At 30.2% G+C, this 16,527-nt stretch carries 13 protein-coding genes; 8 read left to right on the forward strand and 5 right to left on the reverse strand.

Features of this window, described 5'->3' with window-relative positions; genetic code table 11:
- Positions 1-64 precede the first annotated feature (64 nt).
- The 3 genes from gldJ (at position 65) to G8C43_RS00175 (ending at position 5,204) form a co-directional block, all read left to right on the forward strand.
- Complete coding sequence (gene gldJ / locus G8C43_RS00165; protein WP_370457895.1) at positions 65-1,735, forward strand: gliding motility lipoprotein GldJ; 1,671 nt, start codon at positions 65-67, stop codon at positions 1,733-1,735.
- A 77-nt stretch (positions 1,736-1,812) separates the two neighbouring features.
- Positions 1,813-2,328 (forward strand): Smr/MutS family protein, encoded by a 516-nt coding sequence (locus tag G8C43_RS00170; protein WP_166003222.1) that lies wholly within the window; start codon positions 1,813-1,815, stop codon positions 2,326-2,328.
- 32 nt (positions 2,329-2,360) lie between these two features.
- On the forward strand, positions 2,361-5,204 hold the full coding sequence (locus tag G8C43_RS00175) for a M1 family metallopeptidase (RefSeq protein WP_166003224.1): 2,844 nt from the start codon (positions 2,361-2,363) through the stop codon (positions 5,202-5,204).
- Here the strand turns inward: G8C43_RS00175 and G8C43_RS00180 are convergent.
- Positions 5,176-6,351 (reverse strand): cysteine desulfurase family protein, encoded by a 1,176-nt coding sequence (locus G8C43_RS00180; protein WP_166003226.1) that lies wholly within the window; start codon positions 6,349-6,351, stop codon positions 5,176-5,178. The two genes, G8C43_RS00175 and G8C43_RS00180, sit on opposite strands and share 29 nt — an antisense overlap.
- Positions 6,352-6,809: 458 nt before the next feature.
- On the reverse strand, positions 6,810-8,111 hold the full coding sequence (gene dctA, locus G8C43_RS00185; protein WP_105297054.1) for a C4-dicarboxylate transporter DctA: 1,302 nt from the start codon (positions 8,109-8,111) through the stop codon (positions 6,810-6,812).
- Positions 8,112-8,432: 321 nt separating this feature from the next.
- Here dctA and G8C43_RS00190 point away from each other — a divergent pair, with 321 nt between their 5' ends.
- Together G8C43_RS00190 and G8C43_RS00195 are read left to right on the forward strand one after the other, a co-directional pair.
- Entirely contained in the window at positions 8,433-9,359 is a 927-nt protein-coding gene (locus tag G8C43_RS00190) for a ribonuclease Z (protein WP_166003228.1), read from the forward strand.
- Between the two features lie 118 nt (positions 9,360-9,477).
- The gene (locus G8C43_RS00195) at positions 9,478-10,821 is read left to right on the forward strand and encodes an NCS2 family permease (RefSeq protein ID WP_160542365.1); all 1,344 of its coding nucleotides are present in this window, start codon (positions 9,478-9,480) and stop codon (positions 10,819-10,821) included.
- A 294-nt stretch (positions 10,822-11,115) separates the two neighbouring features.
- Here the strand turns inward: G8C43_RS00195 and G8C43_RS00200 are convergent, their stop codons facing one another.
- Positions 11,116-12,372 carry a glutamate-5-semialdehyde dehydrogenase gene (locus G8C43_RS00200; protein WP_166003230.1) on the reverse strand — a complete coding sequence of 419 codons (1,257 nt, stop codon included), beginning with the start codon at positions 12,370-12,372 and terminating at the stop codon, positions 11,116-11,118.
- The gene (proB, locus tag G8C43_RS00205; RefSeq protein ID WP_166003232.1) at positions 12,373-13,449 is read right to left on the reverse strand and encodes a glutamate 5-kinase; all 1,077 of its coding nucleotides are present in this window, start codon (positions 13,447-13,449) and stop codon (positions 12,373-12,375) included.
- Positions 13,450-13,708: 259 nt separating this feature from the next.
- Between proB and G8C43_RS00210 the strand changes: the two genes are divergently transcribed.
- From G8C43_RS00210 to G8C43_RS00220, 3 genes are all read left to right on the forward strand, one after another.
- Entirely contained in the window at positions 13,709-14,032 is a 324-nt protein-coding gene (locus tag G8C43_RS00210; RefSeq protein ID WP_105297050.1) for a zinc ribbon domain-containing protein YjdM, read from the forward strand.
- 302 nt (positions 14,033-14,334) lie between these two features.
- The gene (locus G8C43_RS00215) at positions 14,335-14,742 is read left to right on the forward strand and encodes an Rrf2 family transcriptional regulator (RefSeq protein WP_166003235.1); all 408 of its coding nucleotides are present in this window, start codon (positions 14,335-14,337) and stop codon (positions 14,740-14,742) included.
- An 80-nt stretch (positions 14,743-14,822) separates the two neighbouring features.
- On the forward strand, positions 14,823-15,473 hold the full coding sequence (locus G8C43_RS00220) for an NAD(P)-dependent oxidoreductase (protein ID WP_160542362.1): 651 nt from the start codon (positions 14,823-14,825) through the stop codon (positions 15,471-15,473).
- Positions 15,474-15,601: 128 nt separating this feature from the next.
- Here G8C43_RS00220 and G8C43_RS00225 read toward each other — a convergent pair whose 3' ends face one another.
- Positions 15,602-16,246 carry a trimeric intracellular cation channel family protein gene (locus G8C43_RS00225; protein ID WP_105297047.1) on the reverse strand — a complete coding sequence of 215 codons (645 nt, stop codon included), beginning with the start codon at positions 16,244-16,246 and terminating at the stop codon, positions 15,602-15,604.
- Positions 16,247-16,527 lie beyond the last annotated feature (281 nt).

Below are 16,527 nucleotides of genomic sequence, written 5' to 3' on the forward strand. Positions count from 1 at the left end.
GTAATATAAAGTAGAAAAAATTTTTCTTTCAGTAATATTATATTATTTTTGCATGATCTTAATTATGAAAATAAATACAATGAGAATCGGGAAATTCATATTATTATTATCCGTTGTTTCTTCAATTTCCTTAGCATTAGTTAGTTGCGGTGGTGGGAGAACTAAACCTGGCGGTGGAACTAAAAATACAAAAAGTTTGACCGGATGGAAGGCCAATGATAGAAACGGCTGGTTTTATAGTAAAAAGAAAAAGACTGAAAAAGGTTGGGTTGGAATGGTATTCGTGGAAGGAGGAGCTTTTACTATGGGATTAGTTAAAGACGATGTAATGCATGATTGGAACAATACCCCTAACCGAATGCAAGTAAGATCTTTTTTTATCGGTGAAACTGAAGTAACAAATTATGAATATCGTGAATATGTAACTTGGTTAAAGTATGTATATTCACCAACGGATGAGAATTATAAAGATATTTATTATGGAGCCCTTCCTGATACTCTTGTTTGGAAAAATAAATTGTCCAGAAACGATGTTTATTCAGAAGATTATTTCAGAGCCCCTCAATTTGATAACTACCCGGTAGTTGGAGTAAGTTGGTTACAAGCTCAAAGGTATTGTGATTGGTTGACCGATAGAGCCAATGAAAGAGAATTAATGAATAAAGGTATTATCCCAAAAGATTTTTATAGTAATCCGGCCAATAATGTGGGTTCAAATTCATTTAATGTTGAAAAATATAAATACAATGATCCTGAATTAGAAGGTATTGTCAATCAAGATAAAATCGCTAAACAAAGCGGTATTACCAGCAAAAATGAAAGAATTATAGCAGTTAATAAAAGTGCTCAAGGAAATTTAGTACAAAAATTCAGATTACCTACAGAAGCTGAATGGGAATATGCTGCACTGGCTGAAGCAGATAACAGACAGTATAACATCATTGAAGGTAAAGACGTAATGATCAATAGAATGCGTGCTAAAAAAGGAAGAAATAGAGGTCAATTCCTGGATAATTTTAAATCCGGTGGACAAGGAGATTATTCCGGTAGTGGAGGTTGGGCTAATGATGGGAATGCAATTACTTCCGATGTTAGAGCATATCCATCCAACCCTTTTGGATTGTATGGTATGTATGGAAATGTTGCTGAATGGACACAAGACGTTTATAGACCGTTAATAGATACTGATTTTAATGATTTCAACTATTATAGAGGAAACGTTTATCAACAATTTATTAGTGAAGAAGGAAATCCCGGAAGATTTAAAAAAGTTGATGACGGTACTATTCAATATGATACTTTGGCAGACGGAAGAAAATTATATAGAAATTTATCCGGAAAATTTGAAACAGAGATTGTAGATGATGCAAGAAACTTTAGAGACGGAGATTTACAATCTTCTTTAGAATCGGGAGATGGTCGTGTTGATTCAACCGGTACCTTTAATTACTACAATTCACCTATTAGAAACTGGACCGTAGATAAAAGTGGAAGAGTAGTTTTAGATAAGGATTCCAAACAAAGAACTTCTCAAATCAGTAATGATTTAAGGGTTATTAAAGGAGGATCTTGGAATGATACCGCTTATTGGTTAGATCCGGGGCAAAGAAGATATATGCTTGAAAATGAGTCTGCCGTATGGGTTGGATTTAGGGTAGCTCAAGATCACAAAGGTAAAGAATCTTCTTCTAAAAGAACCAAAAGAGGAGCCAGCAATAGAGTTCCCAGAAAATAATGTAAAATAAATTAAATAGTATAAACAAAACAAAGAAGGCTATCCTCAAGATAGCCTTCTTTATTAATTCAATCTGTATGAAGATCGGGGATAAAGTTAAACTACTGGATGAAGAAGGAATTTTTACTATAAAAAATTTTATAGGAAATAAAGCAGTTTTACTAGATTCTTATGGATTTGAAGTTACTCATTCACTAAATAACTTAATTGCCTATGATAAATATGCAAATATGTATACTGAAGCTACCTATTTTAATGCTAAAAAAGAAGATGTAACTTCTAAAAATATCAACAATGTAAAAAAAGAAACTATACAAGAAAGAATTATTGATTTGCATATAGGAAATATTGTTGACTCATTTAAAAACATGATGCCTCATCAAATGCTTGAAAAGCAAATTAATAAAGCTATGGAGGAAATAAAATCAGCCCAGAAAGATAAGGTTAAGAAGTTGATACTAATACATGGCAAAGGAAAAGGAGTATTAAAAAAAGAAATTTATAAAATATTAAATAGTATGGATGATATTGAATATTTTGAAGCAGACATTATTAAATATCGTTTTGGAGCCGTTGAAATAAGATTTAAATAGTAATCATCACCTATGACTTCTTGCTGTTAACTATGAAAATTCTAAGAATCTTATCGAATATAATTTTAGTAATTTTACCTGTTTTGTGCTTTTCACAAAGTGACAAAATACTTATATCAGCAACCTTAGACAGCCTAACTAAAAATATATCCGTAAAACAAAAGATCGTTTTTTATAATAATACGGGTATAACTTTAGATAAAATATATTTACACGCAGCCGCTAATTCCTATTCTAATACTAATACGGTATTAGGAAAACGAAAATTAGAGGATAGAAATAAAACTTTATATTTTTCAAAATATATGGATAGAGGTCGAATTAATGATTTGACCATCTTTATAAATAAACGACAACCCGTTTTTTTACTTAGAGATTTTGAATTTTACGAAGTAAATCTTTTTTCTCCTTTATTACCCAATGATAGTATATCTTTGGATTTAAATTATAATATAAAAATACCTTCCAATAAAATTACCGGATATGGATTTTCCTCAAAAGGTACTTATGTATTAAAAAACTTTTTTATACAGCCTCTAGATTTTATCAATTCAAAACCCAAGTTAGAGCCATTTACCGATACTGAGTTTAATCCCTATAGAAAAACCAATTATACAATTAACTTTTACCATCCTATGGGTTTATATATGGATGGAGATCTTACAAAAGCGGGAGAAAATCAATTACAGGGAACATCCGGTGATGCTGTAACTATGATCCTTACTAAAAATAAACCGATTTCTTTTATTTATGCTATAAACGGATCGCAAACCGAAGTAGTAATTGGATATTCCATTAATGAAAAATTTAAAGAAATTTATTATAAAAATATTAAACGCGAATTACTATTTTTAAATGAAAAATTAGGCAAACTACCCTCAAAATTATTAATTAGCTCTAAAATTAAAAAAGATCGCAATTTTATAGGAGTTGATGATATTAAATTATTGGGTTTAAAAGAATGGAAACTTTTTCCTGATGACGTAAAAATTGATCTTAAAATGTTTCAGCAAATAGCCTATTCAGTTATCAATCAGGTAATACAAGTGGATAAAAATAAATATCATTGGATACCTAACGGTTTGCTTACCTATTATCAATTAAATTATTTAAAGAAGTATTATCCTGACACTAAATTATTAGGTAATCTTCCTAAAGAACTTAGCATAATAAAAATTAAACCGTTACAATATTTTTTCATATCTAAAGTTCCTATAACCGATCGATATAAATTAGGTTACAGATATATAGCAACTCAAAATTATGATCAGCCGATAAGTGAAGATTTTTTAGAATTGAGCAATATCAACCAGTATATAATTAGTGGATTTAAATCGGGATTAAGTTTTAATTTTCTATCCGCCTATTTGGGAGCGGATCTTTTCGAAAATTCAGTTAAAAAGCTTATAGAAGAAGGAAAAGATCGTGAAATTACTTCGTCAGACTTTCAAAGGATTTTAGAAACAAACTCTCAAAAAAGTTTAGCATGGTTTTTTCAAAATTATATAATTACCAATGATCGTATTAATTTTAAGATTAAAAAATTTTATGAGGATAAGTATGAAAAAGATACCATAAAAGTACGTATCACTAATAAAACGGCTTTACCGATTCCAATATTAATCACAGGAGAAAAAAACAAGAAGATAATCAATCAGAAATGGGTGTTTTCAACCAATAAAGATTCTTTATATTCATTTAAAAATGGAGAATATGATCGTTTACTTATAAATAAAAATTACCTGTTTCCGGAAATTAATGATAATGATAATCTATTGAACACAGAGGGTATCTATAAGAACAGAAAGAAATTGCAAATGAAATTCTATGCAGACGTTGATAATCCTAATTATACACAAATTTTTTATGAACCCAATATAAACTGGAATAATTACGATAAATTTATACTAGGATTACGTTTTTATAATAGCTCTCCATTTTCAAGACCTTTCGAATATTCATTTTCTCCAACTTATTCCACTGGAACCAAAAGTTTAACGGGATCAGGTGCCTTAAATTACAATTACGATATGGAAGAAGGCTTATTTAGAAGAATGTCTATGGGAACAGGATATACTTATTATCATTATGATAAGAATTTGAGTTATAAAAAATATTCAGGAAATGTAAATCTTATATTTAAAAAGAGACCCAGATCAGATATTAACAGAACCATAGGAATTTCATTTAATAGTGTTGAAAGAGAAAAAGATCCTTTTAAAATACTAGAAAAAAATGAATATTCCCATTATAATCTGCTGGATCTGTCGTATTCGCATTCAGATAAAAGAATAATCAATGAATGGTATAGTAAAACTAACTTCCAACATTCTAATATTTTCAATAAAATAAATACAGAGATATATTTTAGACATGAATATGCGCCGAATAAAAAAATAACTTTACGCTATTTTGGAGGATATTTTATAAACAATCATTCCAATTCTACTTACTTTGATTTCGGAGTAGATCATATCACAGATTATAGTTTTAATTACATGGATTATTTAGGAAGATCTGCAACCGGTGGATTGTTTTATCAACAATATATAATGGCTGAAGGAGGGTTTAAATCCATGTTGGATAAATCAGCCAATAAATGGATTACTTCATTAAATGGAGAAATACATTTATGGAAGCCTTTTGACTTGTATGCAGATATGGGATTGTATTCGAATAAAAAGAAATCTACGTATTTTATCTACGATTCAGGAGTTAAATTGAACATAATACCTGAATTTTTAGAATTGTATTTACCCATTCAATCAACGTTGGGATTTGAACCGGCAAAAAATAATTATTTATCCCATATTCGATTTACCTTTAATTTTAACTTAAGCGCGGTGGTTACCCATTTTCGGCGGGGATGGTATTAGTTAAATTCTTTTGTATCTCAGAAAGAAAATTGATCAAAACATCTATTTCTTCTTTTGTATTATAATGGCTGTATGAAATGCGTAACGTCGTTGTGTTTTTTAATTCTTCTTCAGTATAAAGCTGCAACATGGTTTTTGACGGTTTAGAAGCACCGGAAGCACAGGCGCTTCCTTGAGAAACGGCGATACCCTTCATATCGAGTTGAAAACCAACCAAAGTATTGGGAAAAGGAAGCAAAATACTTAAAAGAGTATAGTTACTTTTAGTAAAATCTGTTCCATGCCCATTAAACAAAACCCCTTGTATATTTTTAGACAATTGATCTATTGTATATTGTTTTAAATCTTCAATTATCCTTCTTCTTTCCTTTAATTCTTGCATAGCATAATCAAAAGATTTACCTAAGCCAACAATCCCGTAAACATTTTCGGTTCCGGCTCGTAAATTACGCTCCTGAGTTCCTCCGGTAATAATACCTTTTAAACCGCTTGATTTTCTTATAAAAGCCATTCCTATTCCTTTAGGACCATGAAATTTATGGGCACTGCAAGAAGCAAAATCAATGGGTGTTTTAGAGAAATCTAAAGGATAATGAGCCATAGTTTGAACAGTATCTGAATGAAATAAAGCTCCATATTTTTTACATAATTGAGCAATACTATCAATATCCGTTAAATTTCCAATTTCATTATTGGAATGCATTAAAGAAACTAATGTTGGAATTTTTTCTTCTAGTAAATCTTCTAAAAAAGCAATATCCAAATCCCCTTTTTTATTCTTCAAAGGAAGAAAAACAACTTCAATTTCAGGATGTTTTTCTTTTAGATCTCTGATGGTTTCCAAAACAGATTTATGTTCTAAGGGAGAAGAAATGATTCGTTTAATGGATAAGTTTTCTATACAAGAACGTAAAATTAAATTATTAGATTCAGTACCGCAGCTTGTGAAAATGATTTCATTAGGATTTACATGCAACAATTGAGCTATATTTTTTCTGACCATTTCTATTTTTGACTTACTTTCTTGCCCAAAACTGTGTATAGCAGAAGGGTTACCAAAATCTTCTTTCATAGATTGAATCATTGCTTCAATAACTCTTTCATCTATAATGGTTGAAGCGGCACTGTCTAAATATATTTTTTTCATTGGTTAATTGCTTAATTATAATTCAAAAGTTGCTCGTATTCTATTTTAAATGCATGAAGATAATTTATTTATCGAAATAAATTACTTCATAAGATTAACATTTAAAATATAAATAAAAACTAACATAGTAAAACTTTTATATTTTCTAATAATAAATTTTATTAATCTAAAATTTCAAATTTCTTTTAAAAAATTTAATATTATGCTAATCCATAGTATTACAAAAATAAAAAATATATGTTCATAAATTTACGTAAGCCTGCGTTAAAAAGAATATTTATAAATAAGTCGAAGTAAAAAATAGAAAATTTACTAAGAAAGCCCTAGTAAATTATCTACCAGGACTTTCAAAACTAGTATATTTTATACAAATCTATTTTTAATTTATAATTTTACCAAAAAAATGATAATATTTATTTAACAAATTATATTTTTTAAAAATAAATTAAAAATCACACTTAAGACTTATTGGATATTAATATGCTTTCAGCTTTATCGTAATTAAATTCATTTTCCCTTCTGGCAACAACAATAGTAGCTGCTGCATTACCTATTAAATTAGTTAAAGCTCTTGCTTCACTCATGAATTTATCAATACCGAATATTAACGCCACAGCTTCAACCGGTACATGTCCTACTACCGGTAGGGTAGCGGCAAGAGTAATAAAACCACTTCCTGTTACCCCGGCTGCACCTTTTGAGGTTAAAAGCAATACTAAAAGAAGCGTAATTTCTTGTTGTAAATTCAAATGCATGTCTAAAGCTTGAGAAATAAAAACAGCAGCCATGGTAAGATAAATGGAAGTACCGTCGAGATTAAAAGAATAGCCGGTTGGTATTACCAAACCAACGACAGACTTAGAACATCCTATCTTCTCCATCTTGCTCATAATTCCCGGTAATGCTGATTCGGAAGATGAGGTGCCGAGCACTATTAAAAGTTCTTCTTTAATATATTTGATAAATTTGAATATGTTGACTTTATTGTAATAAAGAACTGCTCCGATAACTCCAAAAATGAAAACAATACACGTTAGATAAAAGCATAAGATTAACATTCCTAAATTACTCAATGCTTTCAATCCGTAAACTCCAATAGTATATCCCATAGCACCCATGGCTCCTAAAGGTGCCAGATACATAATTATTTTTATAATAGCAAAAAGTCCATCCAGGAAAGATTGCATTACGGATAGAACCGGTTTTGAAGATTTAGGTCCAATTTTCGTCATGGCAAAACCAAAAAGAATGGCAAAGACTAATACTTGAAGTAAATTATTAGAAGCAATTGAAGCAATAACATTTTCAGGAATCATATCCAAAATAAATGTAATAATTCCGTGATCTTCTTTGCTTTTTTCTATATAATGGGACATAGATGAAGAATCCAATGCATAAGGATCTACATGCATGCCGTTTCCGGGTTTTAGCACATTAACGAAAACCAAGCCGATGATTAAAGCTATTGTTGTCATAATTTCAAAATAAACAATAGCTGTTAAACCAACCTTACCAACCTTTTTAGTATCTTCCATTCCTGCAATACCTAGCACAATGGTACAGAAAATCAAAGGTCCTACGATCATTTTAATTAGCTTGATAAATCCGTCTCCTAATGGTTTTAGCATTTCACCAAGTCCCGTACTGTGTTGTTTAACCCCATTAACTATAATATCTTCACTTGGGAAAAAATATCCAATAAGAATACCTATAATTATGGCAATTATTACTTGTACGTAAAGACTTTTAAGTATTTTCATAATGTTTTTATTTTATTAAGGACAGTAATATATGAATAATATATTTGAATTGTTATAAATTGTAATTTTTTTCTTTAAAAAACATTTTTTGAAAATGTAATTGTTTGAAATTTAGTATTTTGCACTAATTTAATTAAGAAAAAATTCATTAAAAAATCACTTATTTTTCTTAAAAAATGCGTTAAAAATGAAAAAAAAGCGTAAAAAAAAGTGGCTTAAAAATTAATTTTTTATTTATCAAATGAAAAAAATCATGTATTTTTATGAAAAATATTAGTAAGGTAATAGTTTGTAAAAACTCAAAAATACAACTTAAAATTTATGAAACTTACTATTTTAGGATATAACTCAGCGGTTCCCACTGTTCGTACCAATCCTACATCTCAGTTATTAGAATGTAATAACCAATATTTTCTAATAGATTGTGGAGAAGGGACTCAAGTACAACTTAGAAAAGCAAGAGTAAAATTTACCCATATAAATACTATATTTATTTCTCATCTGCATGGCGATCATGTTTTTGGTTTGATCGGACTTATATCTTCCTTTCATTTATTGGGAAGAACCGAACCTTTAACCATTTATGGGCCCAAAGGAATTAAAAAATTAATTAAAGTTCAATTACTATTAACTGAGAGTAGTAATCAGTTTGATATTAACTTTATTGAACTGACTTCTTTAAAAAGTGAATTAATTTATGAAAATAATAAATTGTGTGTTTGGACGATTCCATTAAACCATCGTATTTACACCAATGGATTTCTGTTTAAAGAAAAAGTAAAGCCGAGAAGGCTTAATATGGATGTAATTAAATACAATCCCGAAATTGAAGTATGCGATTATCATAATTTGAAATTAGGTAAAGATTTTATAACTCAATCCGGAGATATCATAAAAAATGAGTATCTTACCCTTCCTCCTAAACATTCTTACAGCTATGCCTTTTGTTCAGATACTAAATTCAGTCCCAATATAGTCCCGTTAATTAAAGGGGTAGATGTTTTATACCATGAAGCTACTTTTTTAGATGAATTAAGAGAATTAGCTTCTAAAACAGGACATACCACAGCACATCAAGCCGCAGAAATAGCAAAAATGGCAAACGTTAAAGTATTAATATTAGGGCATTTTTCCAATCGTTATACCGATATATCCATACTAAAAGAAGAAGCCGTTCAAGTCTTTTTCAATACGATTTTACCCGAAGAGCTTTTAACTTTAGATTTTAATAAACTGATAATTAATTAAATAAAAATTGCAATTGATTAAATGAGTGGAAAGGCAGCCTTTACACACAAAAACACTAACCAATATTACTTATTTGTTAGTACTTTTGCTTTTTACTAAACTAAACTAAACTGATAACATGAAAACTTTTCTAGACGGATATTTTAAGCTATCCGAAAATGGTACAACTATTAAAAAAGAATTAGTAGCCGGGATCATCACTTTTTTAACCATGTCCTATGCTTTGATAGTCAATCCTAGTATTTTATCGGAAACGGGAATGGATAGAGAAGCTCTTTTTACAGGAACTACGTTAGCTATTATTTTTGCGACGTTGTTAATGGGAATATTGGCAAAATTGCCCATAGCTCAAGGACCCGGAATGGGACTGAACAGCTTTTTTGCTTTTTCTGTAGTTTTAGGACTTGGATATTCTTGGCAATTTGCTCTAACAGCTGTTTTTATAGAGGGGCTTATATTTATAATTCTTACTTTTTTGAATGTCAGGGAAATGATAGTTAAAAGCATTCCTAGAGTACTGAAAGAGGCAATCCCTGTTGGAATTGGATTATTTATTACTTTAATAGGACTAAAAGGAGCGAATATCATTGTTTCTGATCCCAATACTTTTCTTGCTTTAGGTGATTTTAAACAACATTCGGTATGGATTGCTTTTGCGGGATTGTTGGTTACGGCTGTACTTCATTCGCGGAATATAAATGGATCTATCTTAGCGGGAATTGTAGTTTCCACTTTATTCAGCTATTTGTTGGGCGACATACAATTACCAGGTTCATTGGTAAGCATGCCTCCTTCCATTGAACCGATATTTGGTAAAGCTGTCGAACCAATGTTTTCTTCTGAAGGATGGGACAAAATATTTTCAGTGGATATGTTGATTGTAGTTTTCACTTTTCTATTTGTTAATTTGTTTGATACGATTGGAACATTAATAGGAGTTGTATCTAAATTGGGATTCACGGATGAAGAAGGAAATTTTCCTCAAATGAAAAAAGCATTATTGTCTGATGCATTGGGAACGACGGTTGGAGCGATCTTGGGTACCAGCACGATTACTTCATATGTAGAAAGTGCTTCCGGAGTAGCCTCCGGAGGACGTACCGGTCTTACAGCAGTTAGTACAGCTTTGATGTTCTTTTTATCTTTATTTCTAGCACCTATATTTTTATTAGTTCCGGCAGCTGCCACAGCTCCGGCATTAATTATTGTCGGTCTCTTTATGATTTCTTCTGTTGTAAAAATTAATTTTAATGATATCACGGAAGGTTTACCCGCATTTTTAACCATAATTTTTATGCCTTTTACATTTAGTATAGCGGAAGGTATTGTATTTGGTATGCTAAGCTTTACTTTATTAAAAGTATTAGGAGGCAGAAGAAAAGAGGTTACTCCAACGGTTTATATTGTTTCGTTATTGTTTTTAGTGAAAATAGTTTTGGATGCTTCGAAGATTTTAGGATGAGATTGAAAAACGGTGATGAAAAAATAACTAATTAATAGCTAGATATTTTGAATAGGAACTGATTTTAATTAATATATATTTTGTATTTGTAATGGATGAATTAAATTTTACTACTGATTAAAATTTAATTCATCCATTGCCTTTTATTATTTTCAAAAATTTATATTTAATGAATTTTTTTCATATAAAGATAAAGCATTCATCTTTTTTTAATTCCAATTTTTATACTGAATTTAAAAACCGAAAAAATTATTAATTTAAGAAATAAAACAATCTAGCTACTATCTGAATTATTTACGGTCTTATTTGACCGTTACCTTCTACAATCCACTTATAAGAACATAATTCATCCAGAGCCATAGGACCTCGTGCATGCATTTTCTGCGTGCTGATCCCTATTTCTGCTCCCATTCCGAATTGTGCGCCATCTGTGAAGGCAGTAGAAGTATTAACATAAATACAAGCGGCATCTACCAGCTTTTCAAAAATTTTTATACATGATTTATTTTCACTTATTATTGCTTCACTATGTTTGGATCCGTAGTTCGCTATATGTTCAATTGCTTCATTAATAGAATTTACCGTTTTTATAGACATTTTATAATCCAAGAATTCCATTCCGTAATTTGCGGAAGTTGCTTTATGCAGTAAATTGGAGGTATAAGAGTTTTCTAATTGAGCGTATGCAGGTTCATCCGCGTAAATAACTACTTTTTTCTCAATTAATTTTTTACACAAATCGGGAAGGTCCTGTATTCTTTCCTTATCAATAAGTAAGCAATCCAACGAATTGCAAACGCTAACTTTTCGGGTTTTAGCATTAAAGATGATCTCTTTTCCTATTTCTAAATTACCTTCCCGGTGGAAATAAGTATGACATACTCCTGCACCGGTTTCGATTACTGGTATTTTTGAATTTTCACGAACAAAATTAATAAGCTCTTTACTTCCTCTCGGAATAAGAAGATCAATATAATTACTTGCGTTCAATAATTGTAAAGTCGAAGAACGATCAGCGGGCAATAAATTACAAATATCGGGATTCAAACCCTCTTGTAGTAAAACCCTCTTAATAATCGAAACAATCGCTGTATTAGAAAAAAAAGCATCAGAGCCTCCTTTCAAAATACAAACATTACCCGATTTTAAACACAAAGAAAATACATCGAAACTTACATTCGGTCTGGCTTCATAAATAATTCCTATAACTCCGAAAGGAACTGTAATTTTAGATAACTTAAGACCATTGGATAGAATTTTTTCTGAAATTATTTTTCCAACAGGAGAGGGAAGAGAGGCAACTTTGCGAATATCTTTTGCTATATCTTGTATGCGTTCTTCAGTTAAAAGCAACCGATCAAATTTCGGATCGGAAGTAGACATCCTTTCTATATCTTTCTTATTTTCAGAAAGAATATAGGGAATAGAATTTTCAGTTTCTTTGGCAAGAACTTCTAAAACTTGGTTGATTTTATCAATATCAACTAAATTTAGTTCATTTACCGCTTTAACGGATGAGGTAAAAATATTTTGTTGAATAGAAGACATCATTTATTTTTCAATATATAAATAGTCGTAATGTATGATCGGCTTATTGTTGGCCTGTCCTAAAATTTCTTTCGCTTTTTCGCTGGAATAGGAAGATCTGCCTATTCCAATTTGTTTTCCGGTGTGATCAATAATGCGAACAATATCATCACTTTCAAAATTTCCGACTATCCGATTTACGCCTACAGGCAATATGCTGACGGCTTTAAAATTTAATAAAGCTTTTCTTACTCCTTCATTAATATGTATTTCTCCTTTAGCGAAACCTTCAGAATGGGCGATCCATTTTTTTACGCCCGAAATTTCTTTAGACGCCGGAATAAATCGGGTGGAAGGTGTGTCAACACCATTTACAAGTCTGGAAATGATGTTTTTTATCCTTCCATTGGCAATAATAACTTCTATACCTTCTTCTGCTACTTTTCTAGCTATATTATATTTGGTTTTCATTCCGCCCCTTCCGGTAGTCGACCGCTTAGATTGTATATAATCCTCAACAGAATCACTTGAATTGTCTATTTCTTTTATAAGCTTAGATTCAGGGTCTGAAGGATCGCCGGTATAAATTCCATCGATATTACTTAAAATAATCAATTTTTTGCAATCCATCATAGCAGCTATCAAGCCTGATAATTCGTCGTTATCCGTAAACATAAGTTCATTAACGGAAATCGCATCGTTTTCATTTACAATTGGAATCACATGATTTTCAAGCATAATATTCATGCAATTTCTTTGATTTAGATAATGCCTACGTGTTGAAAAATCTTCTTTAGTTGCTAAGATTTGTCCGCATAGAATCCCGTGTTGATTAAATAGGTCGTAATATCTATGAATTAATTTTACCTGTCCAACAGAAGAATATAACTGGCGAGCTGAAATACTGTCAAGTTTTGAATGGGTTTTAAATTCATTTTTACCAGACGCTACTGCACCGGATGAAACCAGAATGATTTCCGTATTATTTTTATGAAGTTCGGCTATCTGATCAACGATATCAGACATTTGGGTAATGTCAAGAGTTTCATCCTTACGGGTTAACAGCTGACTTCCAATCTTTACAACAATTCTATCTTTCATGGTAAATGAATTTGTCGAAATAAAACAAAGGTAAACTTTTTTATTTTGACAAAAAGAATCTTATAAATTAAAGAATAATTTATATAGTTATAAAAAAAACTATAAATACATGTTTTTAAAAATTTTGAAAAATACTTTGTAAATAATTAGAAAAAAGAATAATATAAATGTAATAGTAAATTGAATATTTGTTCTCTGCGTTTAAATAAGTTATATTTGCAACCCAATTAAATTTAGTAATCTTTAAAAAGAAAAAATAATGACAGATGTTTTAAAGTGCCCAAAATGTTCAATGGAAAATGTTTATTTTGATGGTACTTCCTACGTATGCCCGGATTGTTTTTATGAATGGTCGGGAGAAGAATCGGCAGGTAATTCAATAGTTAAAGATAGCAACGGAGCTGAACTTCAAGATGGAGATGCGGTTACAGTCATTAAAGATCTTAAAGTAAAAGGTTCTTCTATGGTAATTAAAAGAGGAACTAAAGTAAAAAGCATCCGATTAACTGATAATCCGGAAGAAGTAGATTGTAAAATTGACGGTTCAAGTATTGTTTTAAAGACCTGTTTTCTTAAGAAATAGAATTTACTAATATATTTATACTTATTAAAGAGCTATTTTAATAGCTCTTTTTTTGTTGTATCTTATCACTGTAACATTTCTTTGAATCCCTTTTTTTTTAATGTCTGTTATTATAAGATCTGTATAATTAGTAAATAAAAGTTAAATATCGGAAACTAATTCATTTTGAAATAGAGACAATACAAAATAATTAGAATAATAGTTTACTAATTTATTTTAATAAATATTGAATAACTTAATAAATATGTAAATATTTTATAAAAAAAGCTTATATTTGAACTGTAATTAAAAATATTACAGTAATGAATGATCGCCATTTTACAGTTTCCATGCATATACTTACTCTTTTGGCAAAAAATTTGGATCAATGGCTACCGTCAGCTTATATAGCAGGAAGTTTAAATCTTAATCCTGTTATAGTCAGGAATGAATTATCCAACCTTCAAAAACATGGTTTTATTGAAACAAAAGAAGGAAAGAACGGGGGAAGTAGATTATTAAAATCTCCTGAAAAAATTGCATTGTCTGAAATTTATTTAAGTGTTTACAATCAATCGCTAGTAGGAAAACTTTTACCATCTCCCAATCCTTTATGTTGTGTTGGAAAAAAAATTAATCAAAACATTTGCGAATTGAATGAAACTATTGAAGAGGTAGTATTTAAAAAACTGGAAGGAGTAACCCTTCTAGATTTCAGCATGAAATTTTAGGTAAAACAAATATGGAAATCTCATTTATTATATGAAAATAAGTTATCAAAGAATAAATTATTAATATTAGTATACAAATTATGAAAAAAGTAGCATTAATAGGTGCCTCAGGATTTATAGGGTCACAATTAGTAAAAGAATTACTGAGCAGAGGGTACCAAGTAACAGCAATCGTTCGTTCGGCTGATAAAATTAAGAATGACGATAAAAATTTAAAAGTGGTAAGTGCAGATGTATTTGACACAGATAAATTAGCTGAAGTATTAAAAAATAATGATGCAGTAATAAGTGCATATAATCCGGGCTGGACTAATCCCAATATTTACGATGATACAATAAAAGGATATCAATCAATAATTGAGGCTGTTAAAAAAGCGGGTATTAAGAGATTACAAGCGGTTGGTGGAGCAGGAAGCTTATTGGTAGCTCCGGGTAAAACCGTTGTAGATTCAGGAGCCATTCCTGATGAAATTTTACCGGGAGTTAAAGCCTTAGCATTAGTCTTAAAAGATCAATTTTTACCGGAAAAAGAACTGGATTGGGTTTTCTTTTCACCTGCCGGAACTATAGAGCCGGGAGAAAGAACAGGAAAATATCGTTTAGGATTAGACAATCTTATTACAGATGATCAAGGGAACAGTAAAATATCTGTTCAGGATTATGCGAAAGCTATGGTCGACGAACTTGAAAATCCAAAACATCATCAACAAAGATTTACCATAGGATATTAAAAAAGGGAGTGTTTAAACTCCCTTTTTCTTTTTATATAGTAGTGTATATTTTAAATTTTTCAATTGAAATGATCTAACTTCTTAATTAATTTATAAATTTAGGTTATAAAGTAAAGACATACTATGATTTAAAGTTTTTCACTTTTAAGTTTAGGGATTTGCAAATCCCATCTAACTGCTATATATCTTAATAAAACTACAATTCCGATAGTTACAGCACTAATAAAAGGTAAATTAAAGTTGAAGAATTGAAGCGTTACAAAAAAAATACCTCCAACTATACAGGGAGAAGCATAAATTTCACGTTTAAAGATTCGAGGGACTTTATTTAAAAGAATATCGCGAATTACTCCACCTAAAACAGCTGTAATAGTTCCCATAATCACTATGACCCAAGAGTCATATCCTAACAACATAGCCTTTTCAGCGCCTACAACAACAAATAATCCAAGACCTATACTATCACTCCAAAAAAAGAAACTATTTAAATGATTAAGATGCTCACGTAGAAATATATAAAATAACAAAGAGAAAAGAGTACACCATACATAAATACTATTAAGCATCCAAAAAGGAGTTATACCCAAAAGAAGGTCTCGAAAAGTTCCTCCTCCAACGGCAGTAACAAAACCTAAAACAAAAGCACCAAACCAATCGCATTTTTTTGTTGCAGCACCCCGAACACCACTGATTGCAAAAGCAAATGTTCCTATAAATTCAATAATATCAACGAAGCGTATTTGTCGAACTAATTCAAAAACGTATTCTTTCATGGTTATCAATTCAATTAAAACTTGCAAAATTACAATAATTTAGCATTAGCCGGTTTGAACGTTACTAATTTAATTAACTAAATTTTGATTGGTTAAAATTATAAAATATCAAAAACTAAAACTTTTAATTAGAGGGATATATAAGAATTATTTCCTCTATAAAATACGGGATTTAATTATCTCATTACTACTTGCTTGTAATGTATATTTTATAAAATTGGAATAACCCTTGATGATTAATTATAGGTTCAAATTTACCTAATTTTTCAGAACATATATAT

The sequence above is a fragment of the Apibacter sp. B2966 genome (genome assembly GCF_011082485.1).
GTDB lineage: Bacteria > Bacteroidota > Bacteroidia > Flavobacteriales > Weeksellaceae > Apibacter.